Source organism: Paenibacillus sp. 453mf, from assembly GCF_900116105.1.
In the GTDB taxonomy this organism is placed as follows: domain Bacteria; phylum Bacillota; class Bacilli; order Paenibacillales; family Paenibacillaceae; genus Paenibacillus; species Paenibacillus provencensis.
Genome location: NZ_FPAC01000001.1, coordinates 741429 through 759279, shown reverse-complemented (window position 1 = coordinate 759279; position 17851 = coordinate 741429). Strand labels below are relative to the sequence as shown.

18 protein-coding genes, 2 tRNA genes and 3 pseudogenes are annotated in these 17851 nt (G+C 37.2%); 7 read left to right on the top strand and 16 right to left on the bottom strand.

Annotation, left to right across the window (positions count from 1 at the left end):
- Positions 1–4: 4 nt before the first annotated feature.
- The 9 genes and pseudogenes from BM415_RS03630 to BM415_RS03590 form a co-directional block, all read right to left on the bottom strand.
- Positions 5–77 (bottom strand) — tRNA-Lys (locus tag BM415_RS03630).
- Positions 78–198: 121 nt separating this feature from the next.
- A pseudogene (locus BM415_RS03625) lies at positions 199–583 on the bottom strand (glycerophosphodiester phosphodiesterase); the annotation flags it as partial.
- 44 nt (positions 584–627) lie between these two features.
- Positions 628–909, bottom strand: a pseudogene (locus tag BM415_RS03620) (ATP-binding cassette domain-containing protein); the annotation flags it as partial.
- Between the two features lie 398 nt (positions 910–1307).
- Positions 1308–1817: a hypothetical protein gene (locus tag BM415_RS03615; protein ID WP_091154680.1), complete on the bottom strand. Its 510-nt coding sequence runs from the start codon at positions 1815–1817 to the stop codon at positions 1308–1310.
- Between the two features lie 794 nt (positions 1818–2611).
- Complete coding sequence (locus tag BM415_RS03610) at positions 2612–3115, bottom strand: inositol monophosphatase family protein (protein WP_244533250.1); 504 nt, start codon at positions 3113–3115, stop codon at positions 2612–2614.
- 151 nt (positions 3116–3266) lie between these two features.
- On the bottom strand, positions 3267–3374 hold the full coding sequence (locus BM415_RS03605) for a carbamoyltransferase N-terminal domain-containing protein (RefSeq protein ID WP_244533134.1): 108 nt from the start codon (positions 3372–3374) through the stop codon (positions 3267–3269).
- 21 nt (positions 3375–3395) lie between these two features.
- Positions 3396–4682: a hypothetical protein gene (locus BM415_RS03600; RefSeq protein WP_139236944.1), complete on the bottom strand. Its 1287-nt coding sequence runs from the start codon at positions 4680–4682 to the stop codon at positions 3396–3398.
- Positions 4683–4813: 131 nt separating this feature from the next.
- Entirely contained in the window at positions 4814–5392 is a 579-nt protein-coding gene (locus BM415_RS03595) for a hypothetical protein (RefSeq protein WP_091154672.1), read from the bottom strand.
- Between the two features lie 58 nt (positions 5393–5450).
- Positions 5451–8717: a DEAD/DEAH box helicase gene (locus BM415_RS03590; RefSeq protein ID WP_244533133.1), complete on the bottom strand. Its 3267-nt coding sequence runs from the start codon at positions 8715–8717 to the stop codon at positions 5451–5453.
- 283 nt (positions 8718–9000) lie between these two features.
- On the opposite strand from BM415_RS03590, the pseudogene radC reads away from it, so the two are divergent.
- From radC to BM415_RS03570, 3 genes and pseudogenes are all read left to right on the top strand, one after another.
- A pseudogene (gene radC / locus BM415_RS03585) lies at positions 9001–9607 on the top strand (DNA repair protein RadC).
- 395 nt (positions 9608–10002) lie between these two features.
- The gene (locus BM415_RS03575) at positions 10003–10377 is read left to right on the top strand and encodes a helix-turn-helix domain-containing protein (protein ID WP_091154666.1); all 375 of its coding nucleotides are present in this window, start codon (positions 10003–10005) and stop codon (positions 10375–10377) included.
- Between the two features lie 103 nt (positions 10378–10480).
- Positions 10481–10861, top strand: a complete 381-nt coding sequence (locus BM415_RS03570) for a hypothetical protein (protein ID WP_091154663.1) — start codon at positions 10481–10483, stop codon at positions 10859–10861.
- Between the two features lie 497 nt (positions 10862–11358).
- On the opposite strand, the gene BM415_RS03555 is transcribed toward BM415_RS03570, so the two are convergent.
- The 4 genes from BM415_RS03555 to BM415_RS03540 form a co-directional block, all read right to left on the bottom strand.
- Positions 11359–11991, bottom strand: coding sequence for a hypothetical protein (locus tag BM415_RS03555; RefSeq protein ID WP_091154657.1), 633 nt, complete (start codon positions 11989–11991; stop codon positions 11359–11361).
- A gap of 92 nt (positions 11992–12083) precedes the next feature.
- Positions 12084–12494, bottom strand: a complete 411-nt coding sequence (locus BM415_RS03550; RefSeq protein WP_091154654.1) for a hypothetical protein — start codon at positions 12492–12494, stop codon at positions 12084–12086.
- 142 nt (positions 12495–12636) lie between these two features.
- Positions 12637–13527, bottom strand: coding sequence for a hypothetical protein (locus tag BM415_RS03545; protein WP_211753648.1), 891 nt, complete (start codon positions 13525–13527; stop codon positions 12637–12639).
- Positions 13528–13630: 103 nt separating this feature from the next.
- Positions 13631–14209, bottom strand: a complete 579-nt coding sequence (locus tag BM415_RS03540) for a hypothetical protein (protein WP_091154649.1) — start codon at positions 14207–14209, stop codon at positions 13631–13633.
- Positions 14210–14311: 102 nt separating this feature from the next.
- On the opposite strand from BM415_RS03540, the gene BM415_RS25760 reads away from it, so the two are divergent.
- Positions 14312–14818: a site-specific integrase gene (locus tag BM415_RS25760; RefSeq protein ID WP_348272303.1), complete on the top strand. Its 507-nt coding sequence runs from the start codon at positions 14312–14314 to the stop codon at positions 14816–14818.
- Positions 14819–15350: 532 nt separating this feature from the next.
- On the opposite strand, the gene BM415_RS03530 is transcribed toward BM415_RS25760, so the two are convergent.
- Positions 15351–15426 (bottom strand) — tRNA-Ala (locus BM415_RS03530).
- 169 nt (positions 15427–15595) lie between these two features.
- Positions 15596–16021: a VOC family protein gene (locus BM415_RS03525; RefSeq protein WP_091154647.1), complete on the bottom strand. Its 426-nt coding sequence runs from the start codon at positions 16019–16021 to the stop codon at positions 15596–15598.
- Between the two features lie 108 nt (positions 16022–16129).
- Between BM415_RS03525 and BM415_RS25885 the strand changes: the two genes are divergently transcribed.
- Together BM415_RS25885 and BM415_RS25880 are read left to right on the top strand one after the other, a co-directional pair.
- The gene (locus tag BM415_RS25885; protein WP_348272302.1) at positions 16130–16279 is read left to right on the top strand and encodes a hypothetical protein; all 150 of its coding nucleotides are present in this window, start codon (positions 16130–16132) and stop codon (positions 16277–16279) included.
- 26 nt (positions 16280–16305) lie between these two features.
- On the top strand, positions 16306–16854 hold the full coding sequence (locus tag BM415_RS25880; protein WP_348272301.1) for a cupin domain-containing protein: 549 nt from the start codon (positions 16306–16308) through the stop codon (positions 16852–16854).
- A gap of 153 nt (positions 16855–17007) precedes the next feature.
- Here BM415_RS25880 and nrdR read toward each other — a convergent pair whose 3' ends face one another.
- The gene (nrdR, locus tag BM415_RS03515) at positions 17008–17475 is read right to left on the bottom strand and encodes a transcriptional regulator NrdR (protein ID WP_091154645.1); all 468 of its coding nucleotides are present in this window, start codon (positions 17473–17475) and stop codon (positions 17008–17010) included.
- A 115-nt stretch (positions 17476–17590) separates the two neighbouring features.
- Between nrdR and BM415_RS03510 the strand changes: the two genes are divergently transcribed.
- Positions 17591–17815 (top strand): alpha/beta-type small acid-soluble spore protein, encoded by a 225-nt coding sequence (locus BM415_RS03510; protein WP_091154643.1) that lies wholly within the window; start codon positions 17591–17593, stop codon positions 17813–17815.
- The last annotated feature ends 36 nt before the right edge of the window (positions 17816–17851 follow it).

Genomic DNA, 17851 nt, shown 5'->3' with positions numbered 1-17851 from the left:
TATATGGACTCTCAGGGACTCGAACCCTGGACCAATTGATTAAGAGTCAACTGCTCTACCAACTGAGCTAAGAGTCCGTAAGCTCATGCCGCTAAAGGCAGTTGTTACATAAATTAATGTTAACAACTCAGTAAAATCTATTATAACAGATTAAAATAATAAATCAAGCATTTTATTGATATAGGAGAAGAAATCTGATTAATACGGGTTCGTCCATATACCACCAGAATAATGATCAGGAAGTTTCTTGATATCCTCTGGCGTATCAAATCCTCCCGAAAAGTCACTTCCATCGCCTACGACGTCAATAACACGAGAATCAGCTTGATCCATCCGGCTTATCAGGCCAGCCCCATAGCCGAGGTGCAATCTTATCCGGATTATGGAGCTGAGTATGCTCGCATGCAGCAGGCATATAACCGGTCCAGCCAACAGACAGATAAGGAAGCAAACAACTCTTCATCGTGTCCTTCGACAGTAAATTCTGTTGCTTCGTAGGAAGCTTGGATAAATATGCGGCCAGAAGCTCTCCTTCTGCAGGATCACTGCTTTTGACATTAATTAATAATGATTTATCCGGAAACTGCTCTTTAATATCTCTAACTAGCTTTAGATATAATTTCATACTCACCACTTAATCCCTTCAACGCTTTGCTTCGCGTTATTTAGCGTGATGCTCTCAATCCTTCCGCTCTTAACCTTAATAATTTTATCGGCCATAGGAGCAATAGCGGAATTATGTGTGACCAAGACTACACACTTTTTCATATTTCTATTTAAATCTTGAAGCAGCTTCAAAACAGCTTTGCCTGTTACGTAATCCAACGCTCCGGTGGGCTCATCACAAAGTAAAAGCAAGGGATTCTTCGCCACAGCTCTCGCGATGGCAACTCTTTGCTGCTTGCCTCCCCATTCTTTCGCTACATTTCTAAATTCAATTAGCGTTTTAACTTCATCTGTCTCCTTCCCGGCATCCTGGATTGTGCTGATCTTTCGCCAACTTTGGATCCGATGAGTTATATAATCAAGTTGATTATATAAATTTAGATGAGCCAAAACCTCCGCCCGCAGACTGCGCTTGAATTAGACCAAAGACGGGTTCAGTCACATCCAGCAATTATATTTGTTATGGAGGTAAGGAAAAATTCTCGAGGTCGTCAAACGTTTGACTTCACTCTTGTTTCTTCACGATCTGGACATAAAAAAACCCATTAAACACTCAGAATTACCAGTGTTTAATGGGTTTGTTAGTTATGGAGCCTAGGGGGATCGAACCCCCTAATCCGAATCAGACACAAATAAAACTACTACTCTTTCTTATAGACCATTTCCCCACTATCGGAGAATGCCTCTAGTTTATCTTCGTTAGAGTAAGGTTCTTCTAGAATTGCGTACCATAATGTGGTCCCATCTCCAAACTTTATTATTTTTGCAGGCTCCCCATTTACCTTCACCTGGGTTATTCTTTCTTGATTTACTGAGCCAAAAACAGCCCTAAACGGCTTATCATTTGTATACTCCCAAACATAAGAAATCGGCAGATCTGTTTCCACTAAAGACGCGCTGCCAGAACTATCTACAAGTTGCCACTTTCCAGAATTATACTCCACATAACTCGAATCAATGCCGTTATCCTTTACATAAAAAGCGACCACTCCATTCCCTTTTATTTCATAATGTAGTATTCGCTCAGCATGTATATCTGCTTCTTTAAGCACATTATCTAGTTCATCTTGAAGACTCACATGAGCTGTTTTATCAGAGCATCCTGAAAGGATTAGTAAAATCAAACTAAACAATAGGATTTTCGTTTTCAATATTATGGCTCCTTGTTAGAAAATTACCGCGAATTATCCAATAAAAGTTAATAAGCGCTGCAGTTACTTGTTCGAGGGTAATGATGATAACAGTTTTATATATGATATTGTATGTAAAAGTGAAAGTTTATCAAGTTGCAAATTGTCATATCCTAATCAGCTCTCTTTATACGATATGCATTAGTTCCGCTACCAATATATTCAGCTTCAACCTCGCGTACAAAGGCATAAATTAATATTATCACTTAAAAATAATACTCAAACAAAAAATTAAGTGATTATTCTTAACTATCGCAGTGCGTTCATGGTTCACCATTTGTCCATTAGGCTTGTTTACTTATTAAACGTCTCCTTTATGAGTGATTATGAATAAAAAAATGAAAGAAACCGAAGCATAGCTGCCATAGGTAGAGCGGATACTTAAAAAGTGCCCCTTAGTTAACGCTTACTTGCTTTGCAAAATTGATTAGGAGATTACTTTTGAGTTGAACCTCTGAAAAATCTTTATTTTTAGATCACTTGAATGTTAAACCATAATAAAACTGCATCTCCAAATTGATAGATTGTATATTGTATCTAACAATTTGGGTGCAGTTCATTTAGCCGACTTCTAATAGATCTATTTTCCCCATAACAATGCCCTCGAGAAAATTTACATGCACGTGCTTTTCTTGATTCGCTATAGTAGTGAGTGCTTTGTACATATAGGAAAATTTGAGATAATCGTATACTCAACTTTACCATTGCTCAGTCGGATGAACGTGCTATTTGCACAAGTCTAACTAATTCATTCTTCATGTCTGGATGACAAGCAATAAGATAAGGCTTGGATTTATTCCATGAAAGTTACGACCTTGAAAGTCTACGATACATGCTCCGGCTTCTCTAGCCATAAGAACCCCAGAGTATAAATCCTCCCCTTCAGAATTATAAAGAACAATTCCTTGTCTATCTCCCCTAGCAAGCATACACCATAACAAAGATGGAGCCCAAAGGCTAATAACCCGTTTAACTTCAAACTCTAATCGTGACTTTATTGCTGCCGCCTCGATATTTTTCTGTACAACGTGCCCCTGAATCCAACCAACAGACATCTTTTTTAATGGTAATGCTTCTCTTACTTTTATAGCTTTTGTGTTTCTGAATGAGCCTCCACCAGCCTCCGCAATATATAGCTGATCCAGATGTGAATCATAAATAACTCCGAGTACAACATTCTTTCGATGCATCACCGTAATAGAGACGCCATACATGGGAATACCGATTGCAAAATTGTTCGTCCCATCAAGCGGGTCAATCAGCCATAACCACTCACTTTCCTTGCCATTTGATCCAAACTCCTCTCCTCTGATCTGATTCGTTATGCTTGATTCATCATATTCCTTGCCGTTATATAGTGAAAATATTGAACCATACGTATATGCAGATTTTGAAAAACTGCTATGATATTTATATAATGCTGCCTATAGCTGTTCCTGCGTCTCCAGTGGCAGGTAGAATAAATATATGTTCAAACAGTGTGTGTTTAAGAATTTTGTAATTAGCTACGCTATTCAAAAAAACGCCACCAGCAATATTTCAGTTAACTTCTTCTTCTAAAAATAGCTCTTCTCTATGTGGATTCTCTTGTATTATATCCTGAACCTGTGCTGGAACGTTAGCCATCTGATTTAAATACATCTTTTTTAACTCGTTAATACTAAACTCTAATTTACTATAATCCTTTTTCACTAATATTTGCCGCACATCGGATTCTGAAAGATAAACTTGTTCAATGTGTATCTGAATACCTGTAATTTGTTCATTAAATTTGTTTTTCATTCGTGCTAATGATTCTTCCAAATTACTTATTATATTCGTAGAGCTGAATATGATTAATACGATTCTGCTTTTACCTATATATTCCTCTCTTCTCCTCAAGATAGTTCTTATTCTCATGCTCAAAGAGTCTTCACTTAAATTCGATGAAAAAAAGCTGCGGGTCAGTACATCTTCAACTTGAGACGCTTCGTCAAGATCACTTAGTGCTCTTCTAATTCTCATATGTATTTGATGATCAACAGACGGATGAATACCGCTAAGGAGCTCTATATAATTAAAGCTCATATGTTCGCCATATGTTGTAGGAATTCCTCGTACCAAAAGCGCTCTCTCCGAAACTGAAACCATCAAATCTTTTTCTAGAATATCATACTCAATATACTTCTCTAAATAATAATGATTTATTGCTTCTTTAAAACTCTCTTGATTTCGTGTGCCAGTAATTCGTACATCTATTCTGAAGATTCCTTGATTTGATATTGTAATATAACATTCAAGAGGAGTTACAGATATCATCTTGTAAATTGTAATTTCAGTAGAATCGCTAGTAAAGCTTGATACGATTCCCTTGTGGTTTAACATACTGTATCCCTGTCTCAAGTAAAGATTCTTTATTACATTTACAAAATTGAAAGCATAATCAATAATAATACCAGTCAAAGTCATTGCCATTGTATCAGTATCTAAATGACCTAAGCTTATTATTTCCGGAGAACTAATAGCATCTAACTTTTGAATTTTATTGCTAGATTCATTGGTACTTTCATTCAAATAATTCACTACGAAACCAAAAAAATTGGAAGTAACAATTGTCCAATTAATAATATCTTTCTTGCTTGTCTTCATGTCAAATAATGAATCATAATCACCCAATTGTCTTAACATATACCCATAACCTAGAAATCCAGAAAAAGCAAGTAAATAGTATTTCTCTTTAGGTTCGGTATCTTCAATTAAATATCTTTGAACTTCTTCTAAAGAAGCTTTAAGTTGTTTTTCAAATGTCGATCTTCTTTGTGAATCATCAACACCTATGTTCTCCATCGATACTTTCTTCAAAATCTCTGCCATTGAGTCAATTATTGCCTTGAAATCAGGCTGTTCAAATGAATCACAAAATATTGGGAATATCCATGAAAAGGGATTTTGATAACTTTTTAGTTTGCCACATTTCATTATGTCATTTTGTAGACATTCTTCCCTCTCTGAACTAATAATAAATCAAGATTTTGAAGAAAGACCTTAAGTGCATCAGGGATAAAATGCCCTAACATTGTTTCTTCATCTTCGTTATTTCCCCAATTTTCTTTTATATCTTCATTTATTAAATGCTCGGTTTTATAAAATTCAACCATTGATGCAAAACTATTGTGCAATGTATAGTACATATTTGATACACATGTTCTCAATTGGTTCTGAATTAAATTAATTTTAGAGGCTTTATTATTTTGGAGAGCTGATTCAAAAAAAATTTTTGATCTAGAAATAATATATGAGTAAAATTTTTGCTTATATTTTTCTTTCACACTAGAATCTAATACTTCAAAGCAGATGGCAGAGGTTGTTATTGCCACCTTCTTTCCGTCCTTGTACATGACGACTATTTGATTTGTACTTTGGTAATCTCGTGTGTAACCCTGTTGTCCGAGATAATCTGATATCCTATTAATAGGAAACTTCACTTCCATATTCATATTTTCTAATTTAAAAATCACTTGATGAAGAATATCATGTTCTTCTTGAATGATCGACATTTATTAGCCCCCTACAGACCTAAATAATTGCTTTAATTTGATTTCACAAAACGTATCATTATTTATTTGAAATAACCCCAAACTCAATCCCAGAGGTTTCTTTAAGAAAATTCTCAGTAACGCCCAGTAATTGCAATATATCTTCAGACGGATTAGCTTTGGATAAACTTGGTTGAACTATATATATCATAAATTGCATAGGCATTTTCTTCTTTGCAAAGCCTAATACTCTCTCCAAATCATCCATAGTACCTTTTTCAAGTCTTGAGCTTTCGACTCCACTTTTCTTTTTTGGTTCGCGTCTTAACAAATGAGTCATAAACTCCTGCGATTCTTTTTGCTTCCACACGCACGACTTCTGAGCCTGTCCACATACTTCATAAAAATTATCAATGCGATTACTGACTACTCCTCCTTTAGCGAATTTCAAGTGATAAAGTTCAACATAAATCACATCGTCTTGAACTTTAATTGTAATAATGTCTGCAATTTCCCCGCTATAATCGTCATCATATATGATTTCATAGTCCTTATTTTTCAAGTAATCTATCATCTGATACTGAATAGAGTCCATTATTTTAGGAGTTACTCCTTGTGACTCTTTGCTTAAATCGGCCCTTGACCAATCAAAAGTAATAATTTTCTCAGATGGGTACAATCCTATTCTTTTCTTTAATTTTATATAGTCATTTCCAGTAAGTGATGATCCGTCTGCGAACCAGATCGTTGGAGGGTACTCATCAAAAAAATCAACTGCGCTTCTTCTCTGTGTCCCATAAACCACTTCCACTTTTTCCTTGCTAACTTGATGTATTTTATAGTTAGGAAATTTGACATCAGTTTTATCCAAAATATCTTCGAATAAATGAAGTTTAAAAATCACATTGCCATCCTCAGTATTTAAAGAAAAATGTAAATCTCCTTCTAGTGTTGGTGAAAACAAACTAATCTCACAGGTTGATAAATTATATTCAGTACCGTTGATTATAAAAGCATATTTAATTTCATTGTATTGCAATATATCCGAATCTAATTCAATCCAGACTGGAAATAAATATGGTCTATCTATTATTTTTTCAGGGACCAATGTTTCCTTCAAAATAATATTCGGATCAAGCTCGTTATTTACCAATTTCTCCCCAACATTCATGCACCATTCTTTAAATTCTAACAAGTCTCCTTCTTTCTTCGTCCATATTCTTCCCTTATATGAGCATCCGATATTAGTCTTATTGCCATTTTCGTATCCAGCACCTACAACAAATGCCTTTTGGCCATTTTGTCTTTCAGCTAACGAAAGTGCCTCGCCAACATCGCTGCCTACACTCATTCTAAATCTGATATCCCTGCCTAGAAAAAGTTTTAGACCAACGTTTTGAAGTCTAATCCGATTAATCCCATGTAAAGCTTTAAATACATTCATGTGGTTAATCAGTTGTGCTTCTTTCCCAATTACTGCTTTTGCCAGGTCTTTGTACAAACTGCCGTTATCAGAACTGTTAATAAATAAAAGACTATTCTTTTTATCCCAAAACATTACAATGATATCCCAATTTAAATTGTAGATATCTTTATGATTAATCCAATCAGGATATAGGCTCTTTGCAAATACAAAGATAGCAATATTTTCATTCCTATTAACGTCAAAAAATTTATACTCAATTTGATTATATGCTTGAATTCCTTTGTGGAAATTATTTGGGTCCCATGTGTGCCTGTGACTTTTATAAACCACTGTACTGAGCTTAGGACGTATGTTTTGAAAAGGGATCTTTGAACTATTCAACTTAGTAAATCCATCCATTAGCTCCCTATATTTAATTTCATTATCTATTTTCAAATGACTTATATCAGACAAAATCTTATTCCAATCGGCATCCCTAGCATATAACTCCTCAAGTTCTTCTGTAACATTTAAGTCAGCGATATTTGCAATAAATGAGGCCATCCCTAACTGTTCATCATATTTAGTTCTTGTAAACCTACCAGTAAACTGCAACGTTACTGGAAGACTTTTTCTAATATCATGAAAAGCAGCTATTTTGAGTTCAGGCAAATCAAAGCCTTCTCCCAACATATCTACACAAACAATAATTTTATGTTCTCTATTGATGATGGACTGATAGATTTCTCTTTTATTCGGAATCGTAGAATGAATAAGAACTGGATTATGCTTCGTGAAGTTTTTATATATTTCAAAAATTAAACTCGCTTTCTCTTTAGTCGCACATCTAGCCATTAATATGTGTGGAAGACCCCTTTCATGATCCTCCTCTAATCTTTGAACGGCTGCTTGTGCAATTGTTAAGTCAGCTCTAGTTGAGTCATAGTCTCTTACGGGTATAAACTCAATCTCTTTAAAATATCCGTCTTCTTGGGCTTTTAAAAGTGGAAAGTTAAAGATAATCTTTCCGTCCAATCTTTTCCCATCATTCCTAAATGGGGTAGCTGTGAAAAAAACTATCTTTTCATTATTAAAGCTTAAACGGAATTTTTCCCACGATTGCGCTTTTACATGGTGCGCCTCATCTATAAATACATGTGAAATTAGTTTAGACATTTCTGCTTGCTGTTCTTTAGAACTGTCAGCTAATAAAGGCATTGTGGATACAACCACATTGCATTTCTCAAAAAAATAACGCAACTCTTCAACTGTTTTAAAATGCTCTTTAACAACCCCAACAATTGGGAAGAGAGCAGACTCACCTACTACTCCAAATCTTTTCAACAACCCTAAGGATAGAAATTTCTCTGATATTTGCTCACGTAACGAATCACTAGGTACAGTAATTAGTAATTTGCTACACCTATAAGCGACTAGAGCTGAGAGCATTGTTTCTGTTTTTCCAGTCCCAGTAGGCATTACAACCGTTGCAATATTCAACGGAAGTTGAAAATGTCCCATAATCATATGCAAGGCACCTAGTTGCGGTTTTCTTAAACCATATATGTTTTTACTGTTATCTTCTAATTTATAATCAAATTGATCGTTCCACGATTCTATAATTTCAGTTGTCTCATATGCCTCTGAACTTCGCGGATGTTTTAACCATTTATCTAATTTTAATGATCCATCATTTATATTAGTTTCAGTAGGTAGCTGCTTTGATAAGATGACGTAATCATAAGGAGTGATGTTATTTGAGGATTTGTTAGTAATACAATACCTATGTTCTGAGTCTTCAAGTACAATCATATTTGAATCAATAGAAAATAATCTCGGTTGTATTTTCTTTGGCGAAACAAGAATTTGTTTAATGATATTCTTTTTCCCTTTCTCCTTCAGAATAACTCGCTCTAGAGCAGGTAATGTAAGTTCTATCAAATTTTCCAACTCCTTTTGAGAAGATTGCGGAATTTTATCTAAGCACACTAATATACTATATTAACTACATTTTCGACATCTTCCGCCATTTCCCTTTTTTGGAACCAATAAAATAAGCCTATTACACTATTGAAATTCGAATAATCAAGAAAGAGGTTTCCATATTATACTCCTGATACCTATACAGATAGGTAGTCCTCGCGAGAGGCAACAAAAGGGCTGGACACATCTATACGTGTCCAGCCCTTTTGTACCCATTAATATAATCAGGAGGTAGATTTTTATGAACAATCGCAATGAAGAATTGAAAAAGCTGATTTCAGAATGTTTACGTGAACGTGCCGACAGCTATCCCATACAACAACTACTCAACCAGTTTCCGGCCACAGCAGAGCTAATGGACGTAACCGAGCAGCAACTCATGAGCATAAAAGGAATCGGCATGGGTAAAGCTCGTCAGTTAACAGCCCTGTTAAAGCTTGCAAAGAACTTGACCATTCCAACTTATGAGCAAACAACAATACGCAGTCCTAAAGACGCATTTGACTTACTTGAACCTGAACTCAGGTATGTAACCAAAGAACATTTCATTTGCTTATTTTTGAATACAAAGAACAGAGTGATCTTTAAAGAAATCATCTCGATTGGCTCTCTCAATGCTGCAATCGTTCATCCAAGGGAAGTATTCCGCGCAGCGATTAAACGTTGTAGCGCCTCTCTCATCTGTGCTCATAATCATCCGAGTGGTGACCCTAATCCCTCTCCAGAAGACGTTGAATTAATCAAACGGCTGGCGAGAGCAGGAGAAAATTGTGGGCATAGAAGTGCTAGATCACCTCATAATTGGAGGAAACACCTTCGTCAGTCTAAAAGAAAAAGGCTTAATGTGAAAAACAAAATAACCCTTGAAACTATTGGTAAGTATATGTATATTATTCTCATAAACGGTTTTTCCACTTTCGATATGGAACTCGCGATTTCAGCAAAGGGTTCCATAGCCGCAAAGTATAATAACTTTGCACTAGCTGCCAATAATAACAAACATTTTGACGCAGACACAGGACAACTTCCAAGATTCATGAGATGAAGACTATTTCTCGTGAAATCTTTAAAGTTGCCTTCGTTGTATGCGTCTTTTTTGTTGCCCAAAGGCGGGAATTCATATATGTAGCCATAAAATACGGATGATTATTCACGATATCGTATCTCCAGATACTTTTTTAGTGGCTGTATCATATTGAAGCAAAAACAGGAAAAACCTATCATTTTTATGGGGGTGTGAATTATGAATTCAAGACAACATATCGGTGAGCGAATACGACTCTTGCGACTACAGAAAGGAATGAGCCAGGAACAACTGGCGCTTCACTCATCTATAAACATAAGTTACCTTGGACAGATTGAGCGGGGAGAAAAAAACAATTGCACGATTAATACACTCGAAAAGATAGCAACTGGTCTGGGGTGCTCTTTGGAAACCTTGTTTGGTGGTAAATCACCGCTAAACAACCGGACAAATAATAAAAATGCCGTTCTGACTGTACTTACTACTGAGGATTTAAAGAAGCTTATCGTTGATACCATAAACAGTAGTGTGTCAGGTCAACGAACGGAATGCAAAAGCAATGAATCTGCTAAAAATGGAATGAGCCTACCATGACAATTATTCTGGATGAAAGGATGCATTCATAGATTCAAATTTGAGTGCCGCGTTGTGTAGCAAGGTCAAGTAGTAGATCATATTTAAACAAAGGAGCATCGCTATGTCAATCGAAATCGATAAAAACGTTGTTATTCCCAAAGTGGATATAGAGCCAATCCAGCTTGAAGACCCAATGAAAGCTTATAAAAAAGCATACTTCATCCTCATTCCCGCAGGAACGATTGCTCTTGCTGCAATGGGAGGTGCCATAGGTGCTCTATTTGGAGCAGTCATCGGATGGACAGCGTCCTATCTCTTTATGCAAGAAGTCTCAGGAATCAAGCTGTTCAAATTAAATTTTAAGGATTATTCACTGGCAAGACCTTTAACGGACGATCAATTATTTACGCAATTATCATCTATAAATCAACATCCCGATTTTAAAGTTGAAAAAGGAGCATGGGGCGTATATTTTACGTTCAAAAATACGGCAAATGCATAGAATTCGTATCGACAAGGAAAAGCAAGTCTATTCGATCATTTCGAAGTTAACAAGAAAGAACTTAGTCAAAAAACGCCATAATCCCGGAGTTACGGAGTATAAACATGCTTATACCGCTTTACCGTACATTAAACAAATGATAGATGCTGCTATCACTACAGAAGCAAGAGTGGAGGGGCAATAATTGATTGCAACTTACGTACTCTTGAGCATCCCATTTGGTTGGGCGTTCATAAGCAGATTGCAACGGAATGTGACAGTTTTTACTTCCATATCGAATTATATCGTCTACAAAATTATTATCTCTACGTTTATAGGTTGGGCAGTGACACCGTTTTACCTAGTTTATTACATCATGAAGATCGTTCAAAGGATACTTTTAAAAAAAAAAGACCTTACGTAGTTTCATCATCTGCCCCCAAAAAAACACTTCAACCTAACAAAGTATAGTTAAATCCTTGTATTATAGCGTAATTGCTTCAACAGTAAATTAATCGCTAATTGGGTAATAAGCTACTGTCGATTTCCATTAGAAGGTTTGGAAGCTGTGGAAACTTCCAACCAGCAGGAATCGTGACAGGGTTTATGCCCGTTTTTTTTATTTGTTTTAGAGCCTCATTGAACCGCTTTTTTCCATCTTCATACTCATCTCTAGCTTTCCAAATAGACCTTTTTTGATTGATTAATTCAAGAACCTCAATCATACGCTGTCGAACCTTCCATTTGTAATCGGATTCGCCGATAATAAATCTTGCTTCTTGCAATGTATAGTAATCCTCGTATCCCACCGTTTTCTCATAGTACGAGAGTAATACCTTTACCGATAGTTCTTCACTAGAAAATTCCAAAAGCGATCTACCTTCGATACTATAATAACCCTTTAAGTTATTCAATTTCCTTTTTTTACACTGCACTTCGAGACGGATAATATCCTCAGCTTCTTGTCCTTCAGGAAAGTCATCACCAAAGACCTCAGCTATCTGAAAACTCTTATTATAAAAATTGATTGTTATCGATTTATTTTCAAGACGGAGAGAATTCTTATACGGCTCTTTTCGTTTAGTAATCGGATTATTCTTCTGAACCAATTCAAAAGATTTCGGTATGTCAGAGCGACGGATTAGTTCCATATACCAATTCATGTATGGTGTTCGAATATTAAAACAGTAGTCAATCCGGTCTACCTTATATCGTGATATGTCATCAAATATGAACGGACTTATTATTCTAATGCCTTCAAGCTCATTCCTTTAGCATCACGTATCTTTTTATAAATACGTTTCAGTGGGGCAAGTAATTTTTTAAACATTTTTGCGATCACTGGATAATCCTCATAAGCGCTAACTTGTACATATTCATTTCTTTTGCACAGTCGCTTTGGATTTAGTCTTACCTCAATCACTTTATAAACGTATTTTTGATTATCTCTCGAATAATGAGAGTCCTTCAAGTACACTAAAAGCCCAATATCTTTAAAGAGCCAAAATTCAGTCCAAGAAACGTTTCCCCATTTTTTAGGGTAAAATTTTGTGTTCATTTCCTTTGAGTATGCTTCTAATGCCTCAAACAATGCTCCAGCTGTATAAAAGTCAATTGGTATTGATAATAGTACGGTATGGTATCCAATTTTCATTAGCAAACACATCCTTTTATGAATGTGTTTGCGCACTTTTGATTTTTCACAAAACAACCCAAAATAATAGAATTGTCGTATATAGAGATGAGGAATATATACAAAACTGATATATGTAATATACTTATATATTAGCTATTTGTTATTTATTAATTTCTATGCGAAGAATACCTGATTTGGGGTTCGAAGTCTTCTTATTCTTTTCTTGCATTCTATCATCATCCGAATCATCGTATTCATTTGGTTTAAGTTCTTCACTATCCTCATCATAATATTCATCCTCATCATCGTCATAATCCATGTAATCATCATGAGAATTATATCTACCATAGCTACCGTCATTCTCTCTATCATTTTTGCTAGCACCCCAGTAATCAGGGTACGATGACCTCTGAACATAAGATTTCGCAATATCATTTATTAATCGAGAACGCTCTTCTTCCTTTCCTCGGATTAAAGAAACAATTTCAGGAATCATGTCTGTTCTAAAATTAATTACTCTACAACGTTCAGTTTGACCCTTATGCAATGCTTTAAAAGGCACTGTTGTACCGTTTTCGTTAAAACAGATAAGATTATATTCATCAAGTAGCTTAGCTAACTTCTTACTCCCAATAAACGGATTTCGGTGTTTCTGGGAATCCATGATATGTTTTGCGACTAACCTATATACGACGTCCCAATCCAGCTTCAAAACCTCTTGTCCCTTTTCAACTCTGATCGTACCATACACGCGGCGATCAAAGTCTAACGTTTGACAGTTATCCTGAACGACAATATCCCCCGCTGCAATCAGTTGTTCTAAACCATCCATAAACATTTCAACATTTTGATCAAATATCGTGTCAGACTGCTCATTCAATAGCTCCAAAAATATCTCTTTTGCTGAATTACAGTTACTAATACACTGCTCTGGCGTAATGAACCCACGTTCTTTGCCATATGCCATATAGAAATTGAAAGCAATGATTAGGTGTGCAAACCCATCCACATGTCGGCCATGCTCCTCAAGTTCTTTCAGTTCATCCCGCAAAGTTTCGAAATCCCGTCTATAATCGTTGATGAAATTAGAATTTAGCATTTCACATAACCATTCCAGATAGAAGCCAATACTTGATGAAAAATATAATTTGTCTTTATGATACTTGAATTTTTAGTTTTTGAGCATCAAATGTTTGTTTATCTTGCGCGTTAAAAATGTTATCCATTTTGACGCGAACTGCTCGTTTGATTGATGACTTATTGATCTCGTTTTGTTCCATGAATTTTTCACCAGTAATGAGCAGCATACCATCAGAGATACCTGCCTTATCTGTTGTATACTGTCGGTCTGTTAACTTTCTAATCAAATCTTCAATCTTGTTGATAACGGCATACTCACTTTGCTTTGTTTTAGACGTTCCAAAGTCATCAATAACAAACACGCAGTCCTTATGCTCACGCACCCCCGGCAGTATCACTGCCGTTTTATGCGATTCAGGTCTCACTAAGTTCCCTGTCTCAAAAATATTCGTGAAGAATGTTGAAAATGTAGTTTTACCAAATCCAGTCCCGCCCATGATCCATAAAACAAAATTTGGGGATAAGTCCTTTGAATGAATCAATGGCGTTGTAATGATGGAAGTTAAGACGTAACTCAACAAAGAATAGGTCAATTTCCGATCACATATTTCAAGCATATCCAAAGTACCAAGGAATGCGTCTTTCTCCGACAACTTTCCATCAGTCTTTAAAGTATATTTAGAATTACTAGTTCTGACATTAACATCGGCTTCGCCTATAGCTCCACCGCCGTGTAGATAAAACCATTTATTGTTATGCTCGTGCCAACCAATCGACAGGAAATGGGTAAGATTACAACCGTTATGATTGAAAAGTTTTATGCATTCCTACTTAAAGAAACGGGACTATCTGAGCGTTCGATTCAGGACATCCAGAAAATCGTAAAAAGTTCATTCAAAACAGCACACAAACGTAAATACATTGCTTACAATCCCGCTGCCGATGCCGAAGCTCCAAAAGTTCCTCATAAGGAAATGGCAGTATGGAATCTGGATGAAGCGGTTCGATTCCTCAAGCTTGCTGAAGAAGATGACCTCCATATTGCATTCTTGCTTGCTTTAACTACAGGAATGCGTCAGTCGGAAATTCTGGGGCTACGTTGGAAGGATATCGACTTTGATGAAGGAATTTTGCGAGTTCGTCAAACCTTGAGTCATGATGGCAAAGAATTAATTCAGGACACCAAAACCAAATCAAGCGCAAGAACGATTACATTAATCGCACGGACGCTGGATGATTTAAAAAAACAGCACAAGAAATAAAGAAGCAGAAACTTGCTGCTGGATCATATTATGAGGACAATGATTTGGTCATCTGCACCAGATCAGGCAAGCCCCTTAACCCTCGAAATTTACTTCGTAACTTCTATAGATTGATCAAGAAAGCAGCAGATATCCCACGCATCCGCTTCCACGATCTCAGACATACTGTCGCCACACTCATGTTAGCCCAAAACATTAATCCCAAAGTGGTAAAAGAAATTCTTGGCCATTCCGACATTAGAGTAACTCTTTATACGTACTCTCATGTTTTGCCTTCTGTTCATAAGCAGACCGCTACACAATATGGGGAAATGTTGTTCGGATAATCATTTGTCCTTCACTGAGGGATTTAAAAAAGAAGCAGAATTTTCCTGAACGTTCGAATAACTGTTCCTGAAAAATTTTCTCCAAATTGGCCTGAAAAAATCGGCACTGTGACCAAACGTGTGACCACGGTGGAATTCTTAGCCGATCAACGTCCTCAAGACAATCAAAAAGCACCGGGAAATCCCGGTGCTGCAAGGTTTTTTTATGGTGGAGCCTAGGGGGATCGAACCCCTGACCTCATCGCTGCCAGCGATGCGCTCTCCCAGCTGAGCTAAGGCCCCATCATATCAAGTTATAATTACAAGACTCACTTTAAAATCATTCGTCTTGTACGCAAAAATTAGTGTAACATAACTCGGTATAATTAGGCAATATGTCACCCTGCTATTTTAAGCTAATTAATTACACTTATATTGAATACCTTGGCCCATTTGCATTTTTTCATCATTGTCATTCCTCACTTATATCCCAAACAGGGTTCCACACCACTTCCCACAAATGTCCGTCGGGATCCATAAAGTGCCCGGAATATCCTCCCCAGAACGTTTCATGTGCAGGATCACAGATCGCGGCCCCGGCTTTACGTGCCTGCTCCATCACGGAATCCACCTCTTCCTTGCTGCCCACATTATGTCCAATCGTCATTTCAGCTGAGCTCGGAGAAGTCAGCGGTACTTTAGCTTCATAGGCAAGGTCTCTTCGATCCCAAATCGCGAGCTTTACACCAGCCTGCAATTCAAAAAAAGCAACCGCTCCATGCTCAAATTCCTTACCGATAATTCCCTCAGTAGGAAATCCCAGTCCATCTCTATAGAATTCAAGCGATCTCTCCAGATCATTTACCCCGAGTGTAAGGACGGTTATATACGGTTTCATTACTAATTTCCTCCCCTTGTCATAAGTGTTGAATCTCTAGGCACCATCCTACGCCCAATTGAATACATTTACCAGTAAAACAGAAACCGAAGCAGAGGAGTGACAACAATGGTAGTGACTTATATGGACTACACTTCACCAAATGTGCAGTTTTTTGATGATGTAAATAAGAATCGGTTCTTTACCAAAGACAGTGGTAACTATATCAACGTTCTTGGCAGACAACAGATGAATACAATCGAGAAGCCTCTCTTCTAGATATCAATTTAACAAGAGGTAATGTAGTGGAACCCCATGTGCATCAAAATGCATCCGAGCTTGTCTATGTTGTGACTGGGGAAGCGGTGGTATCCTTTATTAATCCTTTTACCAAAGAGGTACTTAACTTTACTGCAGGTCCTGGTCAATCCGTACTTGTTCCCCAAGGGTGGATTCATTGGGAGGTTGCGAATAAGGACAATACAAAGATCATCGCCATCTTTGATGCCCGGCAGCCTGAATTTATCGGAATATCTGATTTCCTGCGCCTGGCACCAACGAATACCATCGCCCATACTTATTGTCTGGATGAAGCCATGTTGAAAGAAACGCTTGCTCCAATCAAAGATACGACGGTCATTGGCCCTCCTGCAGACTGTAACAAATACCATCAGCCGCAAACCGGAGTTCAGGGAACATCCTACAACAATCCCATGATGGCACCGCAGGGATATCAAGGAAATATGATACAGGGTCCTCATAGTATGCAAGGAGTTCAAAGCTATTCAGGCCAGTTGAAAAAAGAAGGCTACTCCCGTCAAATCATCGGAAATGGACAACGTAACAATGACTAAAAAGTAATTTGAAAATGCATTGTATTAGACTTACATCAATCACTTTAAAATAGAAGCCTTCGGAGCTCAAAGTAATGAGCCTGAAGGCTTTCATTTTAGTTGCTTTCATTTTAGTTGCTTGAATTTATACCTGACCAACCAAAGCTTTAAGATCTAGTCTTCATCTACACCTTTAGACAACAGCGTCTTCAATTCCTTCATAAACATGTTGATGTCTTTGAATTGTCTGTAGACCGAAGCAAAACGAACATAGGCGACCTCATCCACAGGGTATAGCTGCTCCATGACGAGCTCTCCAATCTCCCGACTCTCAACCTCGGCAATCGCCGTATTACGCAGAGATTTCTCTACTTCTGACACAATGGAATCGAGCTGCTCCACGGATACAGGCCTCTTCTCACAGGCACGAATCAGTCCTCGCAGCAATTTCTCTCTGCTGAATTCCTCTCTGCTTCCATCCTTCTTGATTACAATCAGAGGCGTCTCTTCTATCGTTTCAAAGGTAGTAAACCTTCGATTACACTTTTCACATTCTCTGCGGCGGCGTATGGATTTGTTTTCATTGGCTGGGCGAGAATCAAGCACTTTGGTACCGCTATAAGTACAGTACGGACACTTCAAGCTCACTCACCTCCTTAATTGCATATAGTTACCAATCACTTTTTAAATAAAAAAGTCATGAAAAATCGAGATGCGAGACATAATACTTTTACCAACCTGCAAGGAGGTGAAAGCAATGGCACAAGGTAGCAGCGGTAACTCCAACCAATTGGTAGTCGCTAAAGCACATGGCGCTCTCGAACAAATGAAATATGAGGTTGCTCAAGAGCTTGGAATCAGTATTCCACAAGATGGTTACCAAGGTAACATGACATCTTATGAGAACGGTTCGATCGGTGGTTACATCACTAAACGTCTTGTAACAATCGCTGAACAACAACTAGCTGGACAATTTCAATAATAAGATTTCATAAGAAGTATTGGGCATGGCTTGACC